At 38.8% G+C, this 20262-nt stretch carries 32 protein-coding genes; 27 read left to right on the top strand and 5 right to left on the bottom strand.

The annotated features are described in order from the left end of the window. The first annotated feature begins 223 nt into the window (after positions 1–223). The 4 genes from M0R80_02130 to M0R80_02115 are packed head-to-tail and all read left to right on the top strand — an operon-like array spanning position 224 to position 2967. Entirely contained in the window at positions 224–1639 is a 1416-nt protein-coding gene (locus M0R80_02130) for a hypothetical protein (GenBank protein ID MCK9458425.1), read from the top strand. Continuing rightward, a complete protein-coding gene (locus M0R80_02125) occupies positions 1636–1839 on the top strand; it encodes a hypothetical protein (GenBank protein ID MCK9458424.1) in 204 nt (67 codons plus the stop codon). Before M0R80_02130 ends, M0R80_02125 begins: the two co-directional genes overlap by 4 nt. After that, positions 1824–2198 (top strand): hydrolase, encoded by a 375-nt coding sequence (locus tag M0R80_02120; protein MCK9458423.1) that lies wholly within the window; start codon positions 1824–1826, stop codon positions 2196–2198. The genes M0R80_02125 and M0R80_02120 overlap by 16 nt, the downstream gene beginning before the upstream one ends. A gap of 10 nt (positions 2199–2208) precedes the next feature. Continuing rightward, complete coding sequence (locus M0R80_02115) at positions 2209–2967, top strand: site-specific DNA-methyltransferase (GenBank protein MCK9458422.1); 759 nt, start codon at positions 2209–2211, stop codon at positions 2965–2967. 534 nt (positions 2968–3501) lie between these two features. Here the strand turns inward: M0R80_02115 and M0R80_02110 are convergent. Together M0R80_02110 and M0R80_02105 are read right to left on the bottom strand one after the other, a co-directional pair. Then, entirely contained in the window at positions 3502–4251 is a 750-nt protein-coding gene (locus tag M0R80_02110) for a hypothetical protein (protein ID MCK9458421.1), read from the bottom strand. A 1-nt stretch (position 4252) separates the two neighbouring features. Further along, positions 4253–4480: a hypothetical protein gene (locus tag M0R80_02105; protein MCK9458420.1), complete on the bottom strand. Its 228-nt coding sequence runs from the start codon at positions 4478–4480 to the stop codon at positions 4253–4255. A gap of 49 nt (positions 4481–4529) precedes the next feature. On the opposite strand from M0R80_02105, the gene M0R80_02100 reads away from it, so the two are divergent. Both M0R80_02100 and thyA read left to right on the top strand, forming a co-directional pair. Continuing rightward, a complete protein-coding gene (locus M0R80_02100; protein MCK9458419.1) occupies positions 4530–4718 on the top strand; it encodes a hypothetical protein in 189 nt (62 codons plus the stop codon). Further along, a complete protein-coding gene (gene thyA, locus M0R80_02095) occupies positions 4693–5586 on the top strand; it encodes a thymidylate synthase (GenBank protein MCK9458418.1) in 894 nt (297 codons plus the stop codon). The genes M0R80_02100 and thyA overlap by 26 nt, the downstream gene beginning before the upstream one ends. Here thyA and M0R80_02090 read toward each other — a convergent pair. Next, the gene (locus tag M0R80_02090; protein ID MCK9458417.1) at positions 5583–6251 is read right to left on the bottom strand and encodes a hypothetical protein; all 669 of its coding nucleotides are present in this window, start codon (positions 6249–6251) and stop codon (positions 5583–5585) included. The genes thyA and M0R80_02090 overlap by 4 nt on opposite strands. Positions 6252–6286: 35 nt before the next feature. Here M0R80_02090 and M0R80_02085 point away from each other — a divergent pair, with 35 nt between their 5' ends. Beyond that, positions 6287–6826 (top strand): deaminase, encoded by a 540-nt coding sequence (locus tag M0R80_02085; GenBank protein MCK9458416.1) that lies wholly within the window; start codon positions 6287–6289, stop codon positions 6824–6826. Here the strand turns inward: M0R80_02085 and M0R80_02080 are convergent. Both M0R80_02080 and M0R80_02075 read right to left on the bottom strand, forming a co-directional pair. Then, the gene (locus M0R80_02080) at positions 6801–7535 is read right to left on the bottom strand and encodes an NUMOD3 domain-containing DNA-binding protein (protein ID MCK9458415.1); all 735 of its coding nucleotides are present in this window, start codon (positions 7533–7535) and stop codon (positions 6801–6803) included. The genes M0R80_02085 and M0R80_02080 overlap by 26 nt on opposite strands. Further along, positions 7532–7681 (bottom strand): hypothetical protein, encoded by a 150-nt coding sequence (locus M0R80_02075; GenBank protein MCK9458414.1) that lies wholly within the window; start codon positions 7679–7681, stop codon positions 7532–7534. Before M0R80_02075 ends, M0R80_02080 begins: the two co-directional genes overlap by 4 nt. Before the next feature lie 381 nt (positions 7682–8062). Between M0R80_02075 and M0R80_02070 the strand changes: the two genes are divergently transcribed. The 20 genes from M0R80_02070 to M0R80_01975 all read left to right on the top strand — a co-directional run bounded on the left by M0R80_02070 (position 8063) and on the right by M0R80_01975 (position 20181). Next, the gene (locus M0R80_02070; GenBank protein MCK9458413.1) at positions 8063–8815 is read left to right on the top strand and encodes a hypothetical protein; all 753 of its coding nucleotides are present in this window, start codon (positions 8063–8065) and stop codon (positions 8813–8815) included. A gap of 2 nt (positions 8816–8817) precedes the next feature. Then, a complete protein-coding gene (locus M0R80_02065; protein MCK9458412.1) occupies positions 8818–9837 on the top strand; it encodes a DNA adenine methylase in 1020 nt (339 codons plus the stop codon). A 67-nt stretch (positions 9838–9904) separates the two neighbouring features. Further along, positions 9905–10216, top strand: a complete 312-nt coding sequence (locus M0R80_02060) for a hypothetical protein (GenBank protein ID MCK9458411.1) — start codon at positions 9905–9907, stop codon at positions 10214–10216. A 103-nt stretch (positions 10217–10319) separates the two neighbouring features. Then, on the top strand, positions 10320–11096 hold the full coding sequence (locus tag M0R80_02055) for a site-specific DNA-methyltransferase (GenBank protein ID MCK9458410.1): 777 nt from the start codon (positions 10320–10322) through the stop codon (positions 11094–11096). After that, a complete protein-coding gene (locus M0R80_02050) occupies positions 11093–11662 on the top strand; it encodes a dihydrofolate reductase (protein ID MCK9458409.1) in 570 nt (189 codons plus the stop codon). Before M0R80_02055 ends, M0R80_02050 begins: the two co-directional genes overlap by 4 nt. Beyond that, positions 11641–11826 carry a hypothetical protein gene (locus tag M0R80_02045; protein ID MCK9458408.1) on the top strand — a complete coding sequence of 62 codons (186 nt, stop codon included), beginning with the start codon at positions 11641–11643 and terminating at the stop codon, positions 11824–11826. The genes M0R80_02050 and M0R80_02045 overlap by 22 nt, the downstream gene beginning before the upstream one ends. Beyond that, positions 11823–12476 (top strand): hypothetical protein, encoded by a 654-nt coding sequence (locus tag M0R80_02040; GenBank protein ID MCK9458407.1) that lies wholly within the window; start codon positions 11823–11825, stop codon positions 12474–12476. Before M0R80_02045 ends, M0R80_02040 begins: the two co-directional genes overlap by 4 nt. Next, positions 12463–12717, top strand: coding sequence for a hypothetical protein (locus tag M0R80_02035; protein ID MCK9458406.1), 255 nt, complete (start codon positions 12463–12465; stop codon positions 12715–12717). Before M0R80_02040 ends, M0R80_02035 begins: the two co-directional genes overlap by 14 nt. Continuing rightward, positions 12714–13679, top strand: coding sequence for an IMP dehydrogenase (locus M0R80_02030; GenBank protein MCK9458405.1), 966 nt, complete (start codon positions 12714–12716; stop codon positions 13677–13679). The genes M0R80_02035 and M0R80_02030 overlap by 4 nt, the downstream gene beginning before the upstream one ends. Then, on the top strand, positions 13676–14152 hold the full coding sequence (locus M0R80_02025; GenBank protein ID MCK9458404.1) for an ATP-binding protein: 477 nt from the start codon (positions 13676–13678) through the stop codon (positions 14150–14152). The genes M0R80_02030 and M0R80_02025 overlap by 4 nt, the downstream gene beginning before the upstream one ends. Positions 14153–14264: 112 nt before the next feature. Beyond that, a complete protein-coding gene (locus M0R80_02020) occupies positions 14265–14672 on the top strand; it encodes a hypothetical protein (protein MCK9458403.1) in 408 nt (135 codons plus the stop codon). A gap of 21 nt (positions 14673–14693) precedes the next feature. Beyond that, positions 14694–15218 (top strand): hypothetical protein, encoded by a 525-nt coding sequence (locus M0R80_02015; GenBank protein MCK9458402.1) that lies wholly within the window; start codon positions 14694–14696, stop codon positions 15216–15218. Positions 15219–15220: 2 nt separating this feature from the next. Further along, positions 15221–15679 (top strand): nucleoside 2-deoxyribosyltransferase, encoded by a 459-nt coding sequence (locus M0R80_02010; GenBank protein ID MCK9458401.1) that lies wholly within the window; start codon positions 15221–15223, stop codon positions 15677–15679. Positions 15680–15829: 150 nt separating this feature from the next. Beyond that, positions 15830–17233, top strand: a complete 1404-nt coding sequence (locus M0R80_02005) for a PfkB family carbohydrate kinase (GenBank protein ID MCK9458400.1) — start codon at positions 15830–15832, stop codon at positions 17231–17233. A gap of 7 nt (positions 17234–17240) precedes the next feature. Further along, on the top strand, positions 17241–17483 hold the full coding sequence (locus M0R80_02000; protein MCK9458399.1) for a hypothetical protein: 243 nt from the start codon (positions 17241–17243) through the stop codon (positions 17481–17483). Beyond that, on the top strand, positions 17480–17788 hold the full coding sequence (locus M0R80_01995) for a hypothetical protein (protein MCK9458398.1): 309 nt from the start codon (positions 17480–17482) through the stop codon (positions 17786–17788). The genes M0R80_02000 and M0R80_01995 overlap by 4 nt, the downstream gene beginning before the upstream one ends. 208 nt (positions 17789–17996) lie before the next feature. Next, positions 17997–18521: a hypothetical protein gene (locus M0R80_01990; GenBank protein ID MCK9458397.1), complete on the top strand. Its 525-nt coding sequence runs from the start codon at positions 17997–17999 to the stop codon at positions 18519–18521. Further along, positions 18518–18787 carry a hypothetical protein gene (locus M0R80_01985; GenBank protein ID MCK9458396.1) on the top strand — a complete coding sequence of 90 codons (270 nt, stop codon included), beginning with the start codon at positions 18518–18520 and terminating at the stop codon, positions 18785–18787. The genes M0R80_01990 and M0R80_01985 overlap by 4 nt, the downstream gene beginning before the upstream one ends. A gap of 29 nt (positions 18788–18816) precedes the next feature. Then, positions 18817–19164, top strand: coding sequence for a zinc ribbon domain-containing protein (locus M0R80_01980; protein ID MCK9458395.1), 348 nt, complete (start codon positions 18817–18819; stop codon positions 19162–19164). 3 nt (positions 19165–19167) lie between these two features. After that, entirely contained in the window at positions 19168–20181 is a 1014-nt protein-coding gene (locus M0R80_01975; GenBank protein ID MCK9458394.1) for a M28 family peptidase, read from the top strand. Positions 20182–20262 lie beyond the last annotated feature (81 nt).

Raw genomic sequence — 20262 nt, 5'->3', positions numbered from 1 at the left:
CCAATATTTATTTAACGTTTTAAAATTTATTAAATGGCCAACTTGAGCCACAAACTCAGTGGTGTTCCGAGAACCAACTGGCAAAAGCCGATGATCTTGGAAACAACGGTCTGCTATTGGGGCTAAAGGGTTCGAATCCCAGTGACCGTCTTATCCCGTCTTATCCCGTCTTATCCCGTCTTAGGGACAGCCTTGTTGAAATGTTTAACAGGGCTGTTTTATTATGGCTAATTCTTCAATAAACAAAGATATTTCAAGTAAAGAAATTCTTTTAGGTCAATTTCCAACACCTGATTCAATAGCTGATTTTTGTTTGGCTCGCACAGAAATCAAGACAGAATACATAATTGAACCGAGTTGCGGTGTAGGTGTGTTTGTTGATAAAATCAAGAAGAAATTTCCAGATGCTGATATTTTGGGCATAGAAATAGACTCAGATATTGTTAAACAATATCATGGCAAAGAATTTATAATGACAGGTAATTTCTATGATTTTATTGACCCACCTACGGATGACGGCACCAGCGTAACCTTTATTGGCAACCCGCCATTCCGTTCCCCAGCCTATTCGCTCTCTGAACGCAAGCCCTTTGTCAAGAATTTGATGAAGAAATATGGCATCACCAATATGCGGGAAGAGTCGGTAATTTTTTTAGTGCATACCGTAGACCTTATTTTGCTTACTGGGAAAAAGGGCTACATCCATTACATACTGCCCAAAGCCATATTCGACAATAATTCTAAGGCTTATCTTTCTTTCAAGAAGTTCTTGAAGCAATACGCAACGCTGATTAGTGTTTGGGATTTACCCAAGGAATTTCCTGGTGTGAATAGAGACTTGGTGTATGTTTCTTTTGAGGTAGGAACAGAGCCCGGTGAGTATTATTTTCACAATGGCAAGCTCGCAAAAGTGGCTGATTTCTACCATGAACTGGATTACATCCCTTTTCAAAAAATATTTAAAAAGACCAACCTCGGAAGCGTGCCATGTGAGTCCATTTTCCTCTCGATTAAAGATGAGCCATTAGAACATTTTCAACAGAGGCTTTGTCTTTTGTTTACAGCAAATCCAGAAACATGGAGCATGTTGGATTATTTGACCTATGAGGGACATTTGCATCTGGTGTCCCTGGGCAAGGCAGATAAGCGAAAAGTGGTGGCCAATTATGTAAAGGAAATCAAGACACTACCAGGGTTTAGTTTAGATGTCATAAGTGATATTGATAATTATAAGCCTATCCAGCATCGCAATGAAAATCGATGGTATTTCAGGCATCCATTCTTAAAAAAGGGGTCATTTGTTTATGAGTTAAACAGAGACCCCTGCCCATCATTCTACTTCCCTGGCAATCCCAACAAGGGATCAACCGACTACTTTGGGTACTGCGAGTTTGATGTAAATCGTAATTCAAGCCCTGGTGCGAATCGTACTGTGCCCATAGATGGAGTAGAAGATAATTTACAGGATGATTTTAAGGTGTGGTGGAGGGCCAATACGGACTTGGATTACAAGTATGTTTTTGAATACATCTTGCATATATCCCGTTCGGCATGGTATAAAAACTTAAAGAAAACCTGCCAAAGGTTTTATTTTGGCATTCCCAAGGAATTTGATAAGTCATTTTTGGAGGCAATATGAATCTTTGCAGTTTTGGATTTCATGATTGGGAGATTTTAGAATCGCATCTTTCTTGTGGCAAATTTCTACAAAGAAGAGTTTGTTTGCGTTGTGGTAAAAAAGTGGATGAGATTCAGGATCATTTCGATGAGTGTGATGCTAAAGATAAATTAAAAGCAGATCGACGTGCTAAAGCAACAGAATTATGGATGCAGCAATGAATGTATATCATACACTGTTTATAGATTTTGATGGCACTATTGTTGAGTTCGCATGGCCAGATATTGGCAAGCCATTGCCCGGTGCTTTTGAAACAATGCAAGATTTAAAGGCAGCGGGATATAAGCTTGTTTTATGGACTTGCAGAGAAGATGAGCCTAAGGGCAATTTTCTTACACAAGCCATAGAATTTTGTCGTAGAAATGGAATAGAATTTGATGGTATAAATGAGACCTTGCCAGAGGATGAGCCTCGTCCTTATGGCGTATTAAAAAGGAAGCCACATTGTCAATGCGTTATTGATGATCGTAATCTGGGAGGGTTCCCTGGGTGGAATGCCGTTAGAGAAGAATTGTTGTGAAGTGTAAAAAATGAAATTCATTAAGGACTACAAAGACATAGGGAAGGTAGAGCCGAATTCCTTGATTTTAGGGGATTGCTTAGAGGTTATGCGGCTCATCCCAGATAACAGTGTTCATGCTGTAATCTGCGACCTTCCTTACGGAACGACTTATTGCAAATGGGATTCGGTCATTCCCTTAGATAAATTGTGGGAACAATACAAGAGAATTATTATCGGTAATGGTGCTTTTGTCTTTACAGCTAGTCAACCTTTTACGACTATACTTATACAGAGCAACATGGATTGGTTTAAATACGAATGGATTTGGAACAAAGAAAATCCCACCAATTTTGCTAACGCCAAGCACCAGCCTTTAAAACAACATGAAAATATTGTAGTTTTCAGCAAAGGCAAATCACCATATTATCCTATTAAAATTCCGGGTAAGCCTAACCACAAACAAGGGGCATCAAAAAAGAACGTCTCGGAAACCAGATTGATTTCAGAAAGAGTGGAAGATGATTTAAGTGGGATGAAATACCCTAAAAGTATATTATATTGTCCTAAGCATTCGTCGCAATGTAAATATCATCCAACAGAGAAGCCGGTGGCATTAATGGAATATTTAATTTACACCTACACTAAGGATTTCGAGGTAGTTTTGGATAACACAGCAGGCTCTGGCAGCACATTGGTGGCTTGTGCAGATACTGGTCGTCAATTTATTGGTATAGAAAAAGAAGAAAAATATTTTAATATTGCTTGTGAGCGATTAAATGGTATATAGAGAATTAGAATTCGACACAGAATTCAAAACTGTTGTAGTTGATCCCCCGTGGACACCGACATTGAATAGTGGGTTTAAGAACGCAAAAAGCAAGGCTTATCCCACAAATTTCTATCCAACCATGAGCTTGGAAGAAATATGCTATATGAAGCCGCCGATAGCCACACAGGCCCATTTATACATTTGGTGCATTGCTCAGCATGTGGATTGGGGCTATAAGGTGGCAAAGACTTGGGGAGCCCAGCCAATAATTCTGTGGACATGGAAGAAGCCTGGGTTGGGCGTCGGTAGGTTTCGTTGCAATACAGAATATATTTTGGTTGCCAGAGTAGGATCGAGGCATGGCAATCCATTTGGGCAAGGCGGCAGACATGCTCAGGCGACGGATGGGACTTGTTTCGAATGGCCCAGGGGTAAACACAGCGAAAAGCCCGATGAGTTCTATCAGTTAGTGGAAAAGCTTTCGCCCGACCCAAGGTTAGATATGTATGCGAGGGTGTGTAGAGAGGGTTGGACTTCTTGGGGAAATGAAATTCATTCTCCATAAAATAAATAGTTAATATATTTTTCCGCCCCAGTTAGTGCTTCTCGTTCGCTGGTGAACATGCCATTTTCACCCATTTTTTGCGTCCTTAGCCATTGGCTTGTTTTTTCGTCTTGCGATCTAGTCTTCAACTCAGGAATGGCAAAGTAGTAGGCGTGCAAAGGGTGGGGATATCCAGACGCTCGATATTCTGCTTGTCTTTTTAGAACTCGGGGCTCTGGTATCACATAGACTGTATATCCCTGAATGTCGTAGACTTGGTATTGAATCTGATCCAGAGGGGATTGGTTTTTTATTTTTAGTTGTGGAAATTCAGTAATAAGTGCCCGATATTGTGGAGAGTTCCAAAATTGTATAAGTAGGTCTGGGTAAAGCACTTTCATTTCTTTTTTTATAAGGTCATCAATGGTGCGATAGAGGTTTTGGGCACCGACATAGAAATGAACTTTGTGACTTTTTGATATACTTCCGAATGCTTGAATAATTTTAACAGGAACACTTTCACCTCTTTTGTAGGTTGAGCCACCAAATTTATTGAGAGAGATGACAGTATTGCGGTCTTTCATTTTATAATATTCAGGATCAGCCTGTGGAACATCTTCAAATCGGATAACTTGAATGACGGCGAAATCTTTTAGCCCAAATTCGTCAAGGATGCCTAGTTGTCCGATATGCCATTCTTTGGGATCGCCAAAGGTATCGTATTCTTCGTCATTCTCTATCCACAATTTAAAATTCATATTACCTCAACAAGTCGGCTGCCGAAACATGCTGCCCATGTGTGTTTTTCATTCCATAGAATTCTTGCTGACATAATTCACGGTCGTTCTTGTCGTTATTGCCGTGCAACAGCCAGAATTCTCTAAATGAGGAGTTCGGGTTTTCTGCCTGGAATTTCCATAATTTCTGTACCATTTTATTGCCAGAGTTGTTGTAATTATGCTCCAGCCATTGGGCAAAGGTTTTCATAAATTTATATATTGCCTTTATTTGTGTTTTGTTATAAAATAGCTTTATTATGAACGCACGATTTACATGCTTGATTTCTAAAGATGAATTATTGGATGCTATTGAGAGTCTGGTTGACGAAGATGGCTGGACCACGGAGGATTTGGGGCGGTTGCACCAAGTTCTCGAAAAACTAAAGACGAGATTTGCAAAAGCTGCATGGGGAAATAAAGATGACATACATCCTACAGGCGTATGACGATGCTTTACGCAACATTATTAAGAATGGAGTTTGGAAGGAAAACAGGACGGGGGTAAGAACTGTTGCTGTTTTTGGCATCCAAAGCCGATACAGAATCAATGAGCATTTTCCCCTTCTAACTGGGAGAAAAGTGTGGCCCAAGGCTATCTTTGGAGAATTGTTGTGGTTTCTCTCAGGCTCTACCAACAACAATGATCTAATTGCATTAGGGTCTGGGATATGGACCCCGTGGGTAGATCATGATTTTGAAAAGAAACATGGATTCATACCGGGCAGCTTTGGTCCTGTATACGGCTTCCAGCTACGGCATTTTGGCGGCGAATATGGAGACGGAGACAAGGAATTCACCGTCACTGAATGCGATCAGGATTTTAAGGTGAAATATGGAGCGGGTGGTTTTGACCAACTTGCCAACATGGTCAAAACCTTAAAAGAAAATCCCGATGACCGACGAAATCTATTCTCGTTGTGGAATCCGTTAGATACATGGAAAATGCGGCTGCCGCCTTGCCATTATACTTTCCAGTGTTTTGTGCATGATGGTAAATTGAGTGGGATGTTGACCCAACGCAGTTGTGACTTCCCTGTGGGAATTCCAGCAAACATTCAATTTTACAGTGCTTTAATTTATATGTTGGCTCAGCAATGCGATTTGGAGCCTTATGAATTTATTCACAGCACAGCGGATTCTCATATTTACGAGGATCAAATACCAGCCGTTGAGGAATATCTGGCTAGACCGAAACCTGATTCTCCAAAGCTAATTTTGCACAAGGCTGATGATATTTATTCGTATCAGATGAGTGATTTTGAGATTGTAGATTACAACCCGCAAGCGGCCATTAAAATTCCGGTAGCGGTTTAATATGTAAATTCTGAAAGAATTGTATATTTTATATTTAGAGCATTCATGAGAAGTGTCACTTCTTTTAAGCATTCATTTTTACCACCTCCACAAAGGAATGCTCCACTGAATTGTTTTAAAATATTCAGAGGAATGGAGGGTATAAACAAAGGGTCGTGCAATGGGATGTCTTCTCCATTTGTAATAAGTTGAAGCTCTTCCTCTCCCAAGTCTCTAGAGTCATTGATGCGTTTCATTATCATATATCTAATTGTTTTAATAATAGTGGCATCACTGACTCCATGATCCATCCATGACCTAAAGAAGCCATAACCTTTATCATACCATAGGCATCGGTTATGGAACAATGAGTAGGTGTCTTCGTGATCTTGCCAGTATATTTCTTCATCGTCGTCTTCTGGATATGGCGTATTTTCTCTGGCTGATTCTGCAAGCCAATTGGAAATTTCCTCTTTGTTATCATTGGAACCAATAGAATCTCCGTTAAAAAAATATATTACTTTTCGATTTTTTAAGGTTTGTTTTAAAAATTCAGCGAAGTTTTTAATGCCAAAATTCATGTGCTGTGCATACATGGGCTGAACATCAACAATGATGGTGTTGTTAGTGTTGTATTGACCGTAACGCTCATGTAATAACCATTGTTTGAATTGCATTTTTGCCATTGAATTGTTTTACCAATTATGATATTATTTATGATATGAATGAAGAAAATATAAAAAAACATTTGGCTAGATGTTATGAATTAGCTGCCGGTAGTCCTGATCGTTCCAATCAAAATGGGGCGATAATAGTTGGCAATATAACCATTATTGGCAAAGATTATGCTGATACGCCACTCGATGATAGGTGGGAGATATTGTCAGAAGGTCGTAATGAATTTCCTTCTCAAATAACCGTGACGGAGGACATGATTACTGACCGTGAAAAGAAATTGTTTTATATTGAGCATGCGGAGCGTAATGCCCTTTTCTCTCTGGCAAGGCGAAGATCGACGGAAGGATTAACAATGATATGCCAGTGGCTGGCTTGTTCGGACTGTGCGAGAGCAATAGCATTGATGGGCATTAAGAAAGTCATTGGACACAAAGAACGAATGGATATGACGCCCGACCGCTGGAAAGCATCTGTGGATGCTGGGCTGCAATTGTTGAGAGACTGCGGCGTGGAGTTGGAGTTTTATAGTGGAAAAATTGGCTGTAATCCAATTCTCGTTAATGGAGAGTTGTGGTATCCGTAGTTTTATTCATTGCATATCTTTTTTTAAGTGATACACTTATTTTTTCTCTTGTTTCTTTGGATGGTGATTTGCCAAAATTGGGATTGCCATTCATTGCATATCTTCTTTTAAGTGATGCACTTATTTTTTCTCTGGTTTCTTGGGATGGGGGTTTGTCAAAATTTGGATTATTATCCCCTTTCTTTTGTTCGCTCATTTTGTTCTTTGCTTCTTCGGAGTGGTTGCGACCCATATTAGCTTGGCTTATTTTCTTCCTTGTTTCCAAAGAAGGCGGTTTCCCAAAATTAGGATTGCCCACCCCTTTTCTTTGCTCACTTAATTTTTGTTTTGCCGACTCTGACAATCTCATGCCAGTGTGAGATATGCTCATTTGACGGCGAGTGCTTTCAGAATGAGTATGATCCAGCGTTCCATCTCCACCCATTGTCATATTGTAGCCCTTGCCAGTAGTGCAATGTGCTTCGTTTTCTATAATAAATTTATTTTCCATTACATATTTGGTATAGGATATATCGTCGCCAGTGTAAATTACTTCTCTGTCAAAATTATCACCGCCATATTTTCTAATAGCTCGGCACAAATACGTGTCTCTTCCTGCCTTGGCGTCTCGCAAATGTTTGTTCCATCTTTCCTCCAATGACTTGCTTGAAAATCCAATATATTTTTTGTCATTTATTTTATTGGTTATTCTATAAATTATGTAATTCATTTCTCCTCCTGTGTTTTTGCATATATTTCCAATGCCTTCGCAATGATCTCGGCGGAAATGCGGTCTACTGCCCATGCGAAGACCTCTCTCTTTTCATTTAAAATTTCACAACCACAGGTGGCTACTTGGTTGATTGTGTATTTCATTTTGTTTCTCCTTGTAATAGTGAATGATTTTCACTATACTTATATAGTGTGAATAAATTGATTTTTATAGATTTTTTCACATTTTTTCTAAAATATTTGTAAAATTATATAAAAACCTACTATATAAGGATAGAACTATGGACAAACTAATTAGCCCGAGGCAGGCAGCGAAGATGTTGGGAGTTTCTGTCATGACATTAAGAAATTGGGAGAAGGACAAAAAAATAAACTGCGTGCGGACACCCGGAAATCACAGGAGGTTCCGCATTTCGGAGATAAAGAATTTAATGGAGGGAAATCATAATTAAATTGCATTTGACTATTTGTTTTCTTTTGTGTATTATGGTGTTTAATATAAATCCCATAAACCCTGAGGAAAACATGAATGTAGCACAAATAGAATTTGATTTTAATCAAGGATATAAAAGGCCGGGAAGGGGGCAAAAGAGATGCCCGAGTTGTGAGGAAATCATAGGAAGCAAATGCTCATCTTGTAAGTGTGGGCATGTGTTTTATACAAAATCATCGCAACCGAAGCAGGTAAAAAAAGAACAAAAAAAATTGGTGAATGTAGTTTTTAGGACATTTAACATACAAGAAGCAACAAATGCAACAAAGATTGCTAATGCGATTTTGGACACAGATGGCTTCCCAAAATTTATTTATAACGAAAATTTAGACACCAGAGATAATGCAAGAGTGTATTTGATTGTTGTTGATGGAAGAATTGTAAAAATAGGTGGGTCTCAATGCAAGGGTGGAATAAAGTTTACTCTCTCTTTTTATCAAAAAGCAGGCATGCAGGGCAAGCCGAGTATTAGGTCGTTTGGTGTAGCATATTTGATTAAGGAATGCTTGACAGAAGGGAAAAAAGTAGAAATTTACACAATTACTGCCGATGGCGTAATGGCACCTGTAAAAGGTCTTTATTCTGAGGAAAGCCAAGAGATACATGCCTATAAGGAAATGGAAGATAAGTGCAAATGTCAGTTTAAAGAAATAGAGGGCGACTATCCAGAATGGAATTTTCAAGAAAGACACAAAGCATGGCCTACCAATATTCGTGAAAAGTTTCATGATTTAATTACAAAGCCATTGACTGATAAAACAAAAATAAATAATGGAGAAATATAATAATGAATACAACAGAGCGTAGAATTAATTTCTTAAAAAGTATTACAAACCAAAAATACAAACGAGTGGTAAATTCGCCCATCAGATATGCAGGCGGCAAAAGTTTGGGTGTTGGACATGTGCTTGAATTAGTGCCAGAAGGAGTGGAACGAGTGGTGTCGCCTTTCTTTGGAGGCGGCTCTGTTGAAATAGCAATGAGCAAGGATGTAGGCGTAGAAGTAATTGGGTATGATATTTTTGATATATTGGTCAATTATTGGAAGTATCAAATAGAGCAGCCCGAGGCTATGTATCAAGAACTCAAAAAGTTAAAACCCGATCAAAAAACATATGATGAGGTTAAGGACAGATTAGAAGATCATTGGGACAAGACAACCAAGAATTTTGAAAGCTGGAGTAAGGCTTGTCATAGATTTAAGCGATATAAATCATTGGCAGAAGAAAATATGCAAAAAGAGTGGGATAGAAAACAAAAATTAGAGGGGATTGATTTAGCTGTTCATTATTTCTTTAATTTTAATTTATCTTACGGGCCAGGGTTTTTGGGCTGGTCAGGTAAAATTTATCTAAATGAAAAGAAATATACATCAATGCTTAAGATGGTGCAAGAATTCAGCCCAGGAAAATTGAGGGTTGAGTGTGCAGATTTTGCAGATGTATTTAAAAAGCATCCAAATGATTTCTTTTATTGTGATCCTCCATATTACATTGGAGAGGACTCCAAAATGTTTAAGGGAATTTATCCAATGCGTAATATTCCAATACATCATGAGGGATTTAAACATGACCTATTAGCCGAATGTTTAAAAAATCACAAGGGAGGCTTTGTGTTATCTTATAATGATTGTCCAAAAATAAGAGAATTATACAAAGGATATGATAGTAGCTGTCCTGTTTGGCAATACACGATGGGTCAGGGAGAAACTCGCATGGGCAAAAATAGAATAGAGAGAGGAGATGCAGATTTTGTGAAGGAGTCGCATGAAATTATTTTCTATTGCCCGCCACCAAAATCATCTTGACAATTGTTATTCAATTTGATAAGTTAAGTAAATCAATCAATTGATCCTTTTTTATTTGAGGTGTGTTATGCAAGAATACGATGTCGTAAAAGATTTGCCTGTTGCGAGGTTTTATTACAAAGGTAATCACTCGCACCCCGTCCGCAGAACAGTGTTGGTTATTGATGACACTACAGATGTTGTCAAGGGTTATGAATTACGCTCTGGCATAGATGTGCGTGATTACAAGGAAGCCCCCATCAAGTCGTTCCGCAAGGACAAGATCGCCCAGATTAAACAATGTGGTCGTCGCCTTCGCAAGCGTATGCCCGAGCATATGCTTGTTTCCACCACCTACCAAAGAGAAGACCTTTTGGATTTGGTGAAGAAAGGCGTGTAAAGAAACAAAAGCGTGGTCTTTTGTAAAAGTGGGGACTCACATTCGCAAGGGTGTGAGTCCTTTTTCTTTGCTATTGAATTATTTTACTAATTATGATATTATTATGGTTATGAAAATTATAGATCAATTTGTATTAGGTCGTTGGGAAGATATAATAAAAGAAGTGCCCTCTGATGCATTTAATTTAATGTATTTTGATCCACCCTATGGATGTAGTTATAAAAGCAATATTCCTGGGGATAAAAAATGGAACAAAGCCGGTGTTAGCAAGTCTAAGTTTGATAAACACATTCTGGGGGATGATGGCAAGGGTATTGATTGGAATGTTTTGGCCGCCGAGTGTTATCGTGTTTTAAAGCCAAATTCATTTATGTTCATACATGGGGATATGGAGCATGTTGTAATGAAGCATGCTCATTGCTTTGAAGATTGTGGGTTTACCTACAAAGGCACAATTGCTTGGCGAAAGCTATTTTCCGTTGGTGGAGATTTAAAAGGGGCAATGAAACGATCCTGGGAGCCTATCCTATATTTCTCCAAGGGCAAGGCCGCTCTCAATCCAATAGTGGTGAAAAGGAATGGCGGCGATGTCATTCGTAAGAGAATTGAGGAAATAGGGCCAGATTGGGAGTTCAAACTTAGCGACAAAGAGAAGGAAGGATTCCCCACGCAGAAACCTCTGGCTCTGGCTCGGCAGATCATTCAACTCACCACGAATGAAGGCGATTTGATTTGCGATCTATTCGCCGGAAGTGGTACGTCAGCATTGGCGGCTCGGCAAACCAATCGGCATTTCTTTGCCATAGAGGCCGACAAAGAGTATTATAAAAAATTCAAAAACAGACCACATAGATTACAACAATTACTATTATTTACATGAAAACGACATTATTAGTAGCTTGGGCAGAAGAATCAAATCGTTTAATTGGCAGCAAGAATGGGTTGCCTTGGAAAGTTCCAAGAGACCTTAAATTGTTTAAGGAAAGAACCAGTGGGCAGACAGTAATCTTTGGTTTGACCACCTATGAGAATTTGCCTTTCAAGCCACTTTTATATCGAGTCAATATTGTTGTCGCCCCTGAGGGCGAATCAGGATACACCAAATATTCTTGCTCGATTGATGGCGAACAGTGTTTGAGGCGAGTAAAGTTGGGCAAGGTGAACGAAATGTTTGGCACCCAGGTAGTGTTTATTGCTGGTGTGAAAGAAGCTGTTGATTTTGCACGTCAGAACTATCCAGAGAGAGGGATTTTTATTTGCGGTGGAGCAAGTATTTATAAACAAGCTCTGGAGCTAGATTTAGTGGACGAAATGCTGGTGAGCCAAATTCCTGGCAAATATGAAGGCGACACTTTCTTTCCAGAATTTCCACATATGTGGGACAGAGAAATTATAGAGGAATATGAAGGATTTGTGGTGGAGCGATGGACAAAGGAAACAAAGTAAAAATAATAGATGTAGGCTGGAAAAACAGGGAATGCCCGAAGTGCAAAACTGTCGGCAGGTCCATCAGGGAGGCAAAAATCTCCATACTGGACTATATGAATGGTAATAATTACCCACAATATCGTTGTAGTGTTTGTGGTTGTTTATGGGAGGAAACAGGATGAATAAAAGAATAGTGCATTTAAATGAGATATCATCGGGAGAGGCGTTTAATGCGACAAAACCTTATCAAGATATTTTATTTGGTGTGATTAATGATTTTCAATTTAATGGTAAGGCAGAGCTAGCAACACCGTTGGTGGATAGAAAAGATAAATTAGATGCTGTGTATCGAGGTGTTGTAGATCAATGGATTTCTATTCACAATAGGCAGGATGGCACAGATATACATCAGGTTCTTTCACAAGGTGTGTATAGGTTTTTGGATTTGCTTGATCTTGATAAAATTAAAAAAGGCAGAGATTTTACCCACAAGTATGATTGGCATGCTTATCAAACTGGGCCTTGGATACATTTAATTAAGTTTGAGATTATATGGTATTCCTATTGTAGGTGCTTAGAATATTTGGAAAACATACAAACTAAATTAGAATGGATTCAAAAGAAGAAAGAAAGATGGACTGTGTTTCCTGAAAATCTTCCTAAAGAATGGGGTGTTCAGATTACAAAGTTCCCAGATGATAGAGATAGATCGCCAAAGGTATCCATGTTTATACCGCCTCTTTCATCTACTTTTGGCAAGGATTTAACAACATTTAAGCTCATTGATGACAAGTGGGTGCTTTGGGATTGTGTAAAAAATGCAGCAGCTTAATCTCGGTATTATTTGGAAAGATGACAAAGTAATCAATCATCGCAGTTTGTTGAAGGTATTATTTAATCCAATTCTTAGATGTTTTGGTTGGCAAATAGGCAGTGAATTTGACAATAATCAATTTATTTGTTTGAGATTGATACCTGCCTACGCCGCATGTAGCAATTGTCGCCCGATGCAATGGGCTTTTAGATATCCTATTCAAGGTTGTGTTGTCGAAAAGAAAAGAAGAATTATATGAGAAGTTTAGGATTTGATGATATTACATTAGTGCCGAGAGTGGTATCTAATATTGAATCAAGAGATGATATAAGCACCAAGGTTCGGGCTATGTCTGTGCCTATTGTTGCTGCTCCAATGAAAGATGTTTGTGACGGGACGGTTGCTTTTAGAATGGAAAGATTAGGTGGCATGGGAATTATTCATCGTTTCATGCCAATCAATGAACAAATTGAGTGTTGGAAACACTCAAGACAATCAGATAATATGCATGGCTCTGCGTGTGCCATAGGTATTAATGGGGATTCTGTAGAAAGGTTTCATGCATTACGTGAGGTGGGTTGTAAAATATTTTGTATTGATACTGCCAATGGAGCAAATGCCAAACTAGCCAAAGTCATAGAGTCGCTTGGGCATGGAATGTCGGTTGATGAAATAGGTTTTATTGTGGGTAATGTTGCTTCCAAGGAATGCTATCAATGGCTGGATTCTTTGCCACATGTTATAGCTATTCGAGTAGGTATTGCGGGCGGGGCAGCTTGTACTACCAAAAATGCAACAGGTATTTCTTATGGAATGGTATCCAGTATTATGGAATGTGCTTCTGTCAAGAAGAATGCATTATTGATAGCTGATGGCGGCATTCAAGAGCCCCGAGATATGTGTAAGGCCATAGCGGTAGGGGCAGATATGGTAATGTTGGGCAGTTGCATTGCGGCTACTTCTGATAGCCCCGCTGAGCTTGTAAAACAAGACGGCAAGTTTGTAAAAGTTTATCATGGCTCAGCGTCTTTTGAAATTCAAAAAGAATACCGCAATAATCCGAAATATATTGAAGGCAGGGTTAGATTTTTGGAGTATGAAGGCGAGTCTTTGGAAGATTTGGTTACTCGTTTCTCTGATGGGCTGCGTAGCTCAATGAGTTATTTTAATGCCAAGAATTTAGATGAATTTAGGGCACATGCGACATGGGAGGAGAAATGATAGAAGTATTAGTGGGTACAATAGCGTCTGGTAAAAGCACATACACTAATCAACGAGCCAAGGAAGGTTGGGTTGTTGTTAGTGACGATGCTATAGTCGATGCAGTACATGGCGGCAATTATAAACTTTATGAAGAGGCTCTGAAGCCTTTGTATAAATCTGTGGAGGATCATATTCTGCACATTGCCGTTGCTATGGGCCGCAATGTGATTGTTGATCGTGGTGTCAATGTCACAATTAGAAGCAGGAAGAGATGGGTCGCCTTAGCCAGTTGTTTGGATGTTCCCATTTGGGCCATAGAGTTTCCTTTGTGGAGTCCCGAGGAACACGCCGCCCTTAGAACCAATAGCGATAATAGAGGGCATGATTACGCATATTGGTTATGGGTTGCAGAGCGACACATAAAAGATTGGCAAAAACCTACGATAGAAGAAGGTTTTGCAAAAATAAGACTTTATGAATGGAAGGATTAATATGTTAAATAGTTTAGAATATAGAATGGACGAAAGGTGGTTAGAAAAAGAACATGGACAGAAGAGGCTCGAAAGCTTGTAGAAGAAAATTTCCACACATTGTTCAAAGAAAATGAAACTTGCCCTTGATATCGGTGGTGTAATTAGCAAATACCCAGATCAATTCAAAGAACTGATAAATAACACAACATGCGAAGTCTTCATCATCACAGATATGCATGATAAGGCTTATGTGGAAGAAATGCTGCAAATGAATGATATATCGGTAGCTTCTGACCACATCTACTGTGCAGATTATGCAAAATATGGAGAGTTGTGCAAAGCTGTATTGTTAAAAGAATTAAAAATTGATATACTATTTGATGATTTTATGGGCTATACTAGTTGGAACCCTGTGTGGGGAGACGCTCCCATAAGATTATTAGTTGTGCCTGATCCGTTCAAGCCGTATTGGCATCAGGATTGGAAAGTGAAAGAAGAATCAGATTTTGGAAGGAGAGTTTATCTCCAATCTGAATAAAATTTATAGAAAGGAAAATTTATGAGTGATAATAGTAAACCGTATGCTGCTATATTAAAACAAATTTATGACAAACAAGGAAAAATGGTGGCTTTAGACTTTTTGACCAGCACAGGGCTGGCACATCCCACAATTCCACTGGAAGAACAACCGGAAAGATTTAAAGAATTTGACAATAGTTATTGTATGGAAAGTGGCAAGCTGTTAAAGGTGGAAGCCGAGGTCAAAGATGTGTGGAATGTTTCTGGGGCTTGGTTGAGTTACACGACTGTGGACGTTGGAGGAAGAAAAGCCGATACTCAGTGTGATGTTTTTATTATGTCAAATCATCACCAAGATACAATCGCTGTAATTCAGGGAGAGGATTTAAGACATGCCAAGGAAAGAAACCACACACGTCGCAAGGCTACTTTCAACAAGGTAAATGGACAACGAACCCAAAATGAATTGTTTTTAGCTCTGCCCCTGAATTATGTTAAGTTTTTTCATAAGTTTGAAGATGGATGGAAAAGAATTAAACCCGATGGACAGTTAGTGAAGGATTAAAAATGAACAGACGTAAGCTCTATTTGGCGGGGCCGATTACTGGATTGACTTATGGCGATTCTGTTGGTTGGCGGGAATATGTTTCAGATCAATTGCCTGAGTATATTGTTGCTGTTTCACCAATGCGTGGAAAACAATACCTAGAAAAGGAAAAGGTAATTGGCCTATCTTATGAGGGAATTCCATTGAGTTGCCGCAAGGGAATTACTTGCCGAGACCGTTACTCAGTAATGGCTTGTGACATGCTTTTTGTCAATCTATTGGGTGCCACAAAGGTTTCCATCGGCACTTGTATGGAAATTGCCTGGGCTGATATGTTGCGAAAACCTATTGTTCTCGTGATGGAAAAAGAGGGGAATGTTCACGAACATCCTATTATTCAAGAGTGTATTGGGTTTCATGTTCATACTTTGGATGAAGGTATTCACATTGCCGAGGCTGTTCTTTGCACTGGAATTTAATATGCAACAAAAACGTATTTTTTACATTGACATTGGTTATATGCCACCAAAGAAAGCCAAGCTTTTGATGCGGCGACTCAAGAAAATTTTGGCCGCTCGTAAAAATCGGTGTGTGCCTTAGAATTTTTTATGATGAAACTCTTTTAATGCATGGAAGCATTAAAAACACTAATTAGAAGGGTCAATAAATATCGACCAACAATTGTTGTCATAGGTGATTGTCTCCTTGACGAATACTACAACGTCGTTGCAGATAAACTCTCTCCCGAGTTTCCTATTGTAAGGATGCTGGGCACTAATGAAAGACCAGATGTAGTTGTTCCTGGTGGTGCTGGAAATCTAGCAAATCAATTTAAATATTTTAACACGGATGTTAAACTCTTTGGATTTTTGGATATAGAAAGTCGTCCACTTTATCAATCCATTGGTGTTGATATTAGTGGATGTGAGACTTTATCTTCGCCTTCTTTTATTCCACGTAAAAGAAGATTCTATCAAGATAATTTCCCCCTTAGTCGTTGGGATATCGAGGTGCCAAATTATGGATTGCAAGATATTGTGGAATATCAAAAGGATTTACTTGCAGCCTATGATGAAGTATCCGATGTTGCTGTGACAATATATGCTGATTACAACAAGGGAGTCTTATCAGGGGCTAATAAAACTCAATGGTTCAAAAAAGAACGAGACACAATTAGCATAATTGATCCGAAAAAAGGACCGCTTTGCCTTTGGAATGGTTGCACAATATTTAAGCCCAATGCTAAAGAAGCAGAAGAATTAAGTCATATTCCTTCTGTGCATTGGCAAAATCAATGCGATTTCTTTCAGCGGCAATTGGGTTGTATGGCGGTTGTTATTACTCATGGTGGTGATGGCGTTTATGGCAAAGTAATGGAAAAATATTTTGATTATCATTCTCCATATAGCTCGGACTGTGCATCTGTTATTGGGGCTGGTGATTGTTTTATTTCTGTTCTTGGATTAGCGATGGCCCATGCTTTAGATATTGTGGATGCTGTGCAAATAGCTTACGAGGCAGGAGCAGTCTATGTTGGCAAGAAATATAATGAACCCATTTGTTTACAAGAGGTATATGCACGTATTGATCCTGTAGGCAGCAAAATGATCGATATACAGTGTTTAAACAATAGGCCATACAAACTGGCGGTTACTAATGGGTGTTTTGATATTTTGCATTTTGGACATATGGAAATTCTTAAATTTGCCAAATCGAAAGGAGATAAATTGCTTGTGCTTGTGGATACGGATGAGCAAGTAAAGAGATTTAAGGGCGAAGGCAGACCTGTAAATGATTTGCAAGCCAGGATGCGAATGCTGGCAGCATTGGAATGCGTAGATTTTGTGATGCCTTTTAATAGTAATGATGAGCTACATGATATTTATGCTCAAATTAAACCCGATGTTTTGGTAAAGGACAATACTTGGCCCTATATTGTGGGATCGGATGTGGCTAAAGAAGTGGTTGTTTTTCCAAGAGTGGAAGGTTATGCAACAACAAATATAGTGGAAAAAATTAAAAAATCTACATAGATAAGATATGAAAACATATAAACAATGGTGTGAACAGACTGGAAAAGATGATTTAGCCAATGATTTGGCATTAGCTACGCAGAATGCTCTTAAGCAAGGCACAAATCCAGAGGCAGACGCAAAGAAAATATTAGCTCAAAAATCTATAGCTGCCCAATCCACAGGTGATTCTGATGCGGCGGCTAAGGTGGCAAATGCAGCTACTAAATTTAATCAAAATGCCAATGGCAAAAAGATGAAAAAGAAATGAGCTTCAGGTCTTGGTTAGAAGCTGATATGGCATTGCCACAAGGAGTAGCAGCCGATGTGGCTCAGGTAAAACAAGATGCTGGTGTCAAAGGCACTAAAAATAAAGTGCCGACAAGCCCCATGTCTCCCCGTGGTCTCGGTGTTCCATTAGAGCCCCCCAAACCCGGTTTCTCCGGTGGTGGAAAATGGAAACTTCCAGATTCTAGTCCTTTATCTTTAGGCACCAAATATAAACAGCCCGATCATAGTCCATTTTCTGCAAATAATAAATGGAAATTACGTGGTGCTGGCATAATGGGCAAATAAATACTCTCTTAGTGTATATGTTTTACGCATTATTTAACAAAGGAAACAACAGGTGTCTTATTCATCCTGTAGTGGGATTGTGGGCAACTAACGATCTACAGGAGGCGAAAGACATGTTAGAGGACTGTAAAAAATATCTAACATATCAAGGATTACAGAATATAGTTAATGATTTTGTTATTGTCGATGCGGAGACCAAAGCAGAAATATGACAGATATTACCGGGAATGATTTGTGCGTTGTAATAGAATGTGAAAATAAACCCATTTATAGCTGGATGGGTTTTGTTTCTTGGTATTCTGTTGTAAAAAATTTGCCAAATGCAGAGGTAATTGTTGTTTGCAAAAGAAGTAAAGATGAACCATCTAAAGAGTGTTTTACATGGGCAAGACGAGCAAATATTCAATTCTTTTTTTATGAAAATTCATACAATTTGAAAACTGACAAGAAGATTGTTATTAAAATCAATTCACATGTTGTAGTGTTGCGGGAATATGATCCGCAGTTACTAGGGCCAGTGGATGCAAAGAGTGATGTTTTGGCAACATTTATAGATTATTCGGGTGGTTGTGGCAAGTTTGTTATGTCGGAGTGGATAAATAGAGAAGTGGGACTAATTCAAGATGTGTCAAAATTTGCGTCCTCTGAAATGTCAATCAATGAGATGAAATTATTGAACCTTTGGGAAAAGTCCTATCAGCTATATGCAAACTTGGAAGGGGGTATCAAATGATGGATTTTGGACACGAGTTTGAAGACGAAAGAGATTTAGAAGGTTATTTTGATATGGAACAAGATCAAAGTGCTGGCGAGTATATTGGTATGGCTCATGTGGATTTGATAAACACTAATTTACATCACCAATTGCTCAATACAGCGATTACACTGGCCGCCAGAGATTTTTGGTGGCGATTCCGTTCGCAAGAATATAGATTAAAAAAAATTACCACTGTTTATCGACATTTAAACAAGCTGGTTGTAGAAGCAAAAGATGATTAAAATCATTAATTCAAAATAGAAAGAAAAAAATGCCCCTTTATGATTTTCATTGTATAGATTGTGATTGTGATTATGAGGAATTCGCTCCTTGGAATAAAAGTAACGAATATCCAGATGTAGTTTGTCCCACATGTGGTTCACATAAAAAAGAAAAATTATTCACGGGAGTGAGAGCAGAGGCTATTTTTGTGAATCCCGAAGGCACCAGGAAATGGAACGATGGTCAAATGGGACATGATTATCGTTTTAAGCACATGCAGCCTAAAGTAAAACAAGAGCGGGAAAATGCAGAGAAAATGTCGCATATGGGCAAAGATGTTTACATACATCATGATGACATTTCTTCTGGGAAAAATTTCAATCCTAATAATTGGTAAAATATGGACAGAACAATACTTAGCATTATGATTTTGATGTTGGTCTTGGCTACTGTCTATGCTTTTTATCACACTCGGCACACAACAGTTGTTCCTTTACCACCACCAGTGCCAACTACACCTGTGGATGTTGCTTTGCAAACAATCACAGTAGGTCAAATTAAAGAATATGTTGAAACATTGTCTGATTTAAACAAATTTGATGGCAGAGGTGCTGGAACACCTGGGAACGATGCAGCATGTAAGTATATTTCTGATATATTTACATCTTGGGGGTATGAGGTTGAATTGCAACAATTTACTTTTGGTGATCGTCAAACCAACAATATTATGGCATCGATCAAAGGCAAAAATGACGATGAAGTGGTAGTTGTTGGTGCCCATTACGATGGGCAAGGACCAAACCACCCCAGTGCTGATGATAACGCCTCAGGTACGTCGGTAGTTTTGGCTGTTGCCAAAGCATTCACTCTTTTAAACAGCGAATTAAATCGCACTGTTGTTTTTCAATTATATTCTGCCGAAGAGTATGGGCTAATTGGATCGAATTATTATTGCCAACATCCTCTTTTCCCCAAAGGAAATCCCGACATAAAGAAGCATGTTTTTATGTTGAATATGGATATGGTTGGTTATTGGCAAAGAATGGTGCGTTTTAATTTGCTGATGCCAAATGACCCAACTCCCGATGTAAAAACATTGATTGAGAATTTATCTAAAAAATATCCATTTGCCAGCACAATTACTCATCGAGATAATGCCCCCACTGACAATGCCTCTTTTTGCAATGCAGGGGTGCCAGTGGCATATTTGCACACAGGCATACATAAAAATTATCACCAACCTACAGATACTCCAGAGAAATTAAATTATGAGGGGTTGGAAAACATAGCAAAATATGTTGTAGAATTTCTTTTGGCAGTAGATCAAGCTGAGAAGCCAATGCAACTTAGGAGCGATTTTGTGCCTCTTGAAATTGAAAAAGATCACGGCGAAGCACCATTTTTTCAGCTTTAATGTTTTTTCTTCTTGACATATTGTTCTGAATGGTTTATGTTATCTTTATGCAAATAAAAAATATTTGCAAGCAGGGCTTGT

Source organism: Pseudomonadota bacterium (assembly GCA_023229365.1).
Lineage (GTDB): Bacteria > Myxococcota_A > Polyangia > JAAYKL01 > JAAYKL01 > JALNZK01.
The sequence above is the reverse complement of the archived record's forward strand: the minus strand, read 5'-3'. Positions and strand labels throughout refer to the sequence as shown.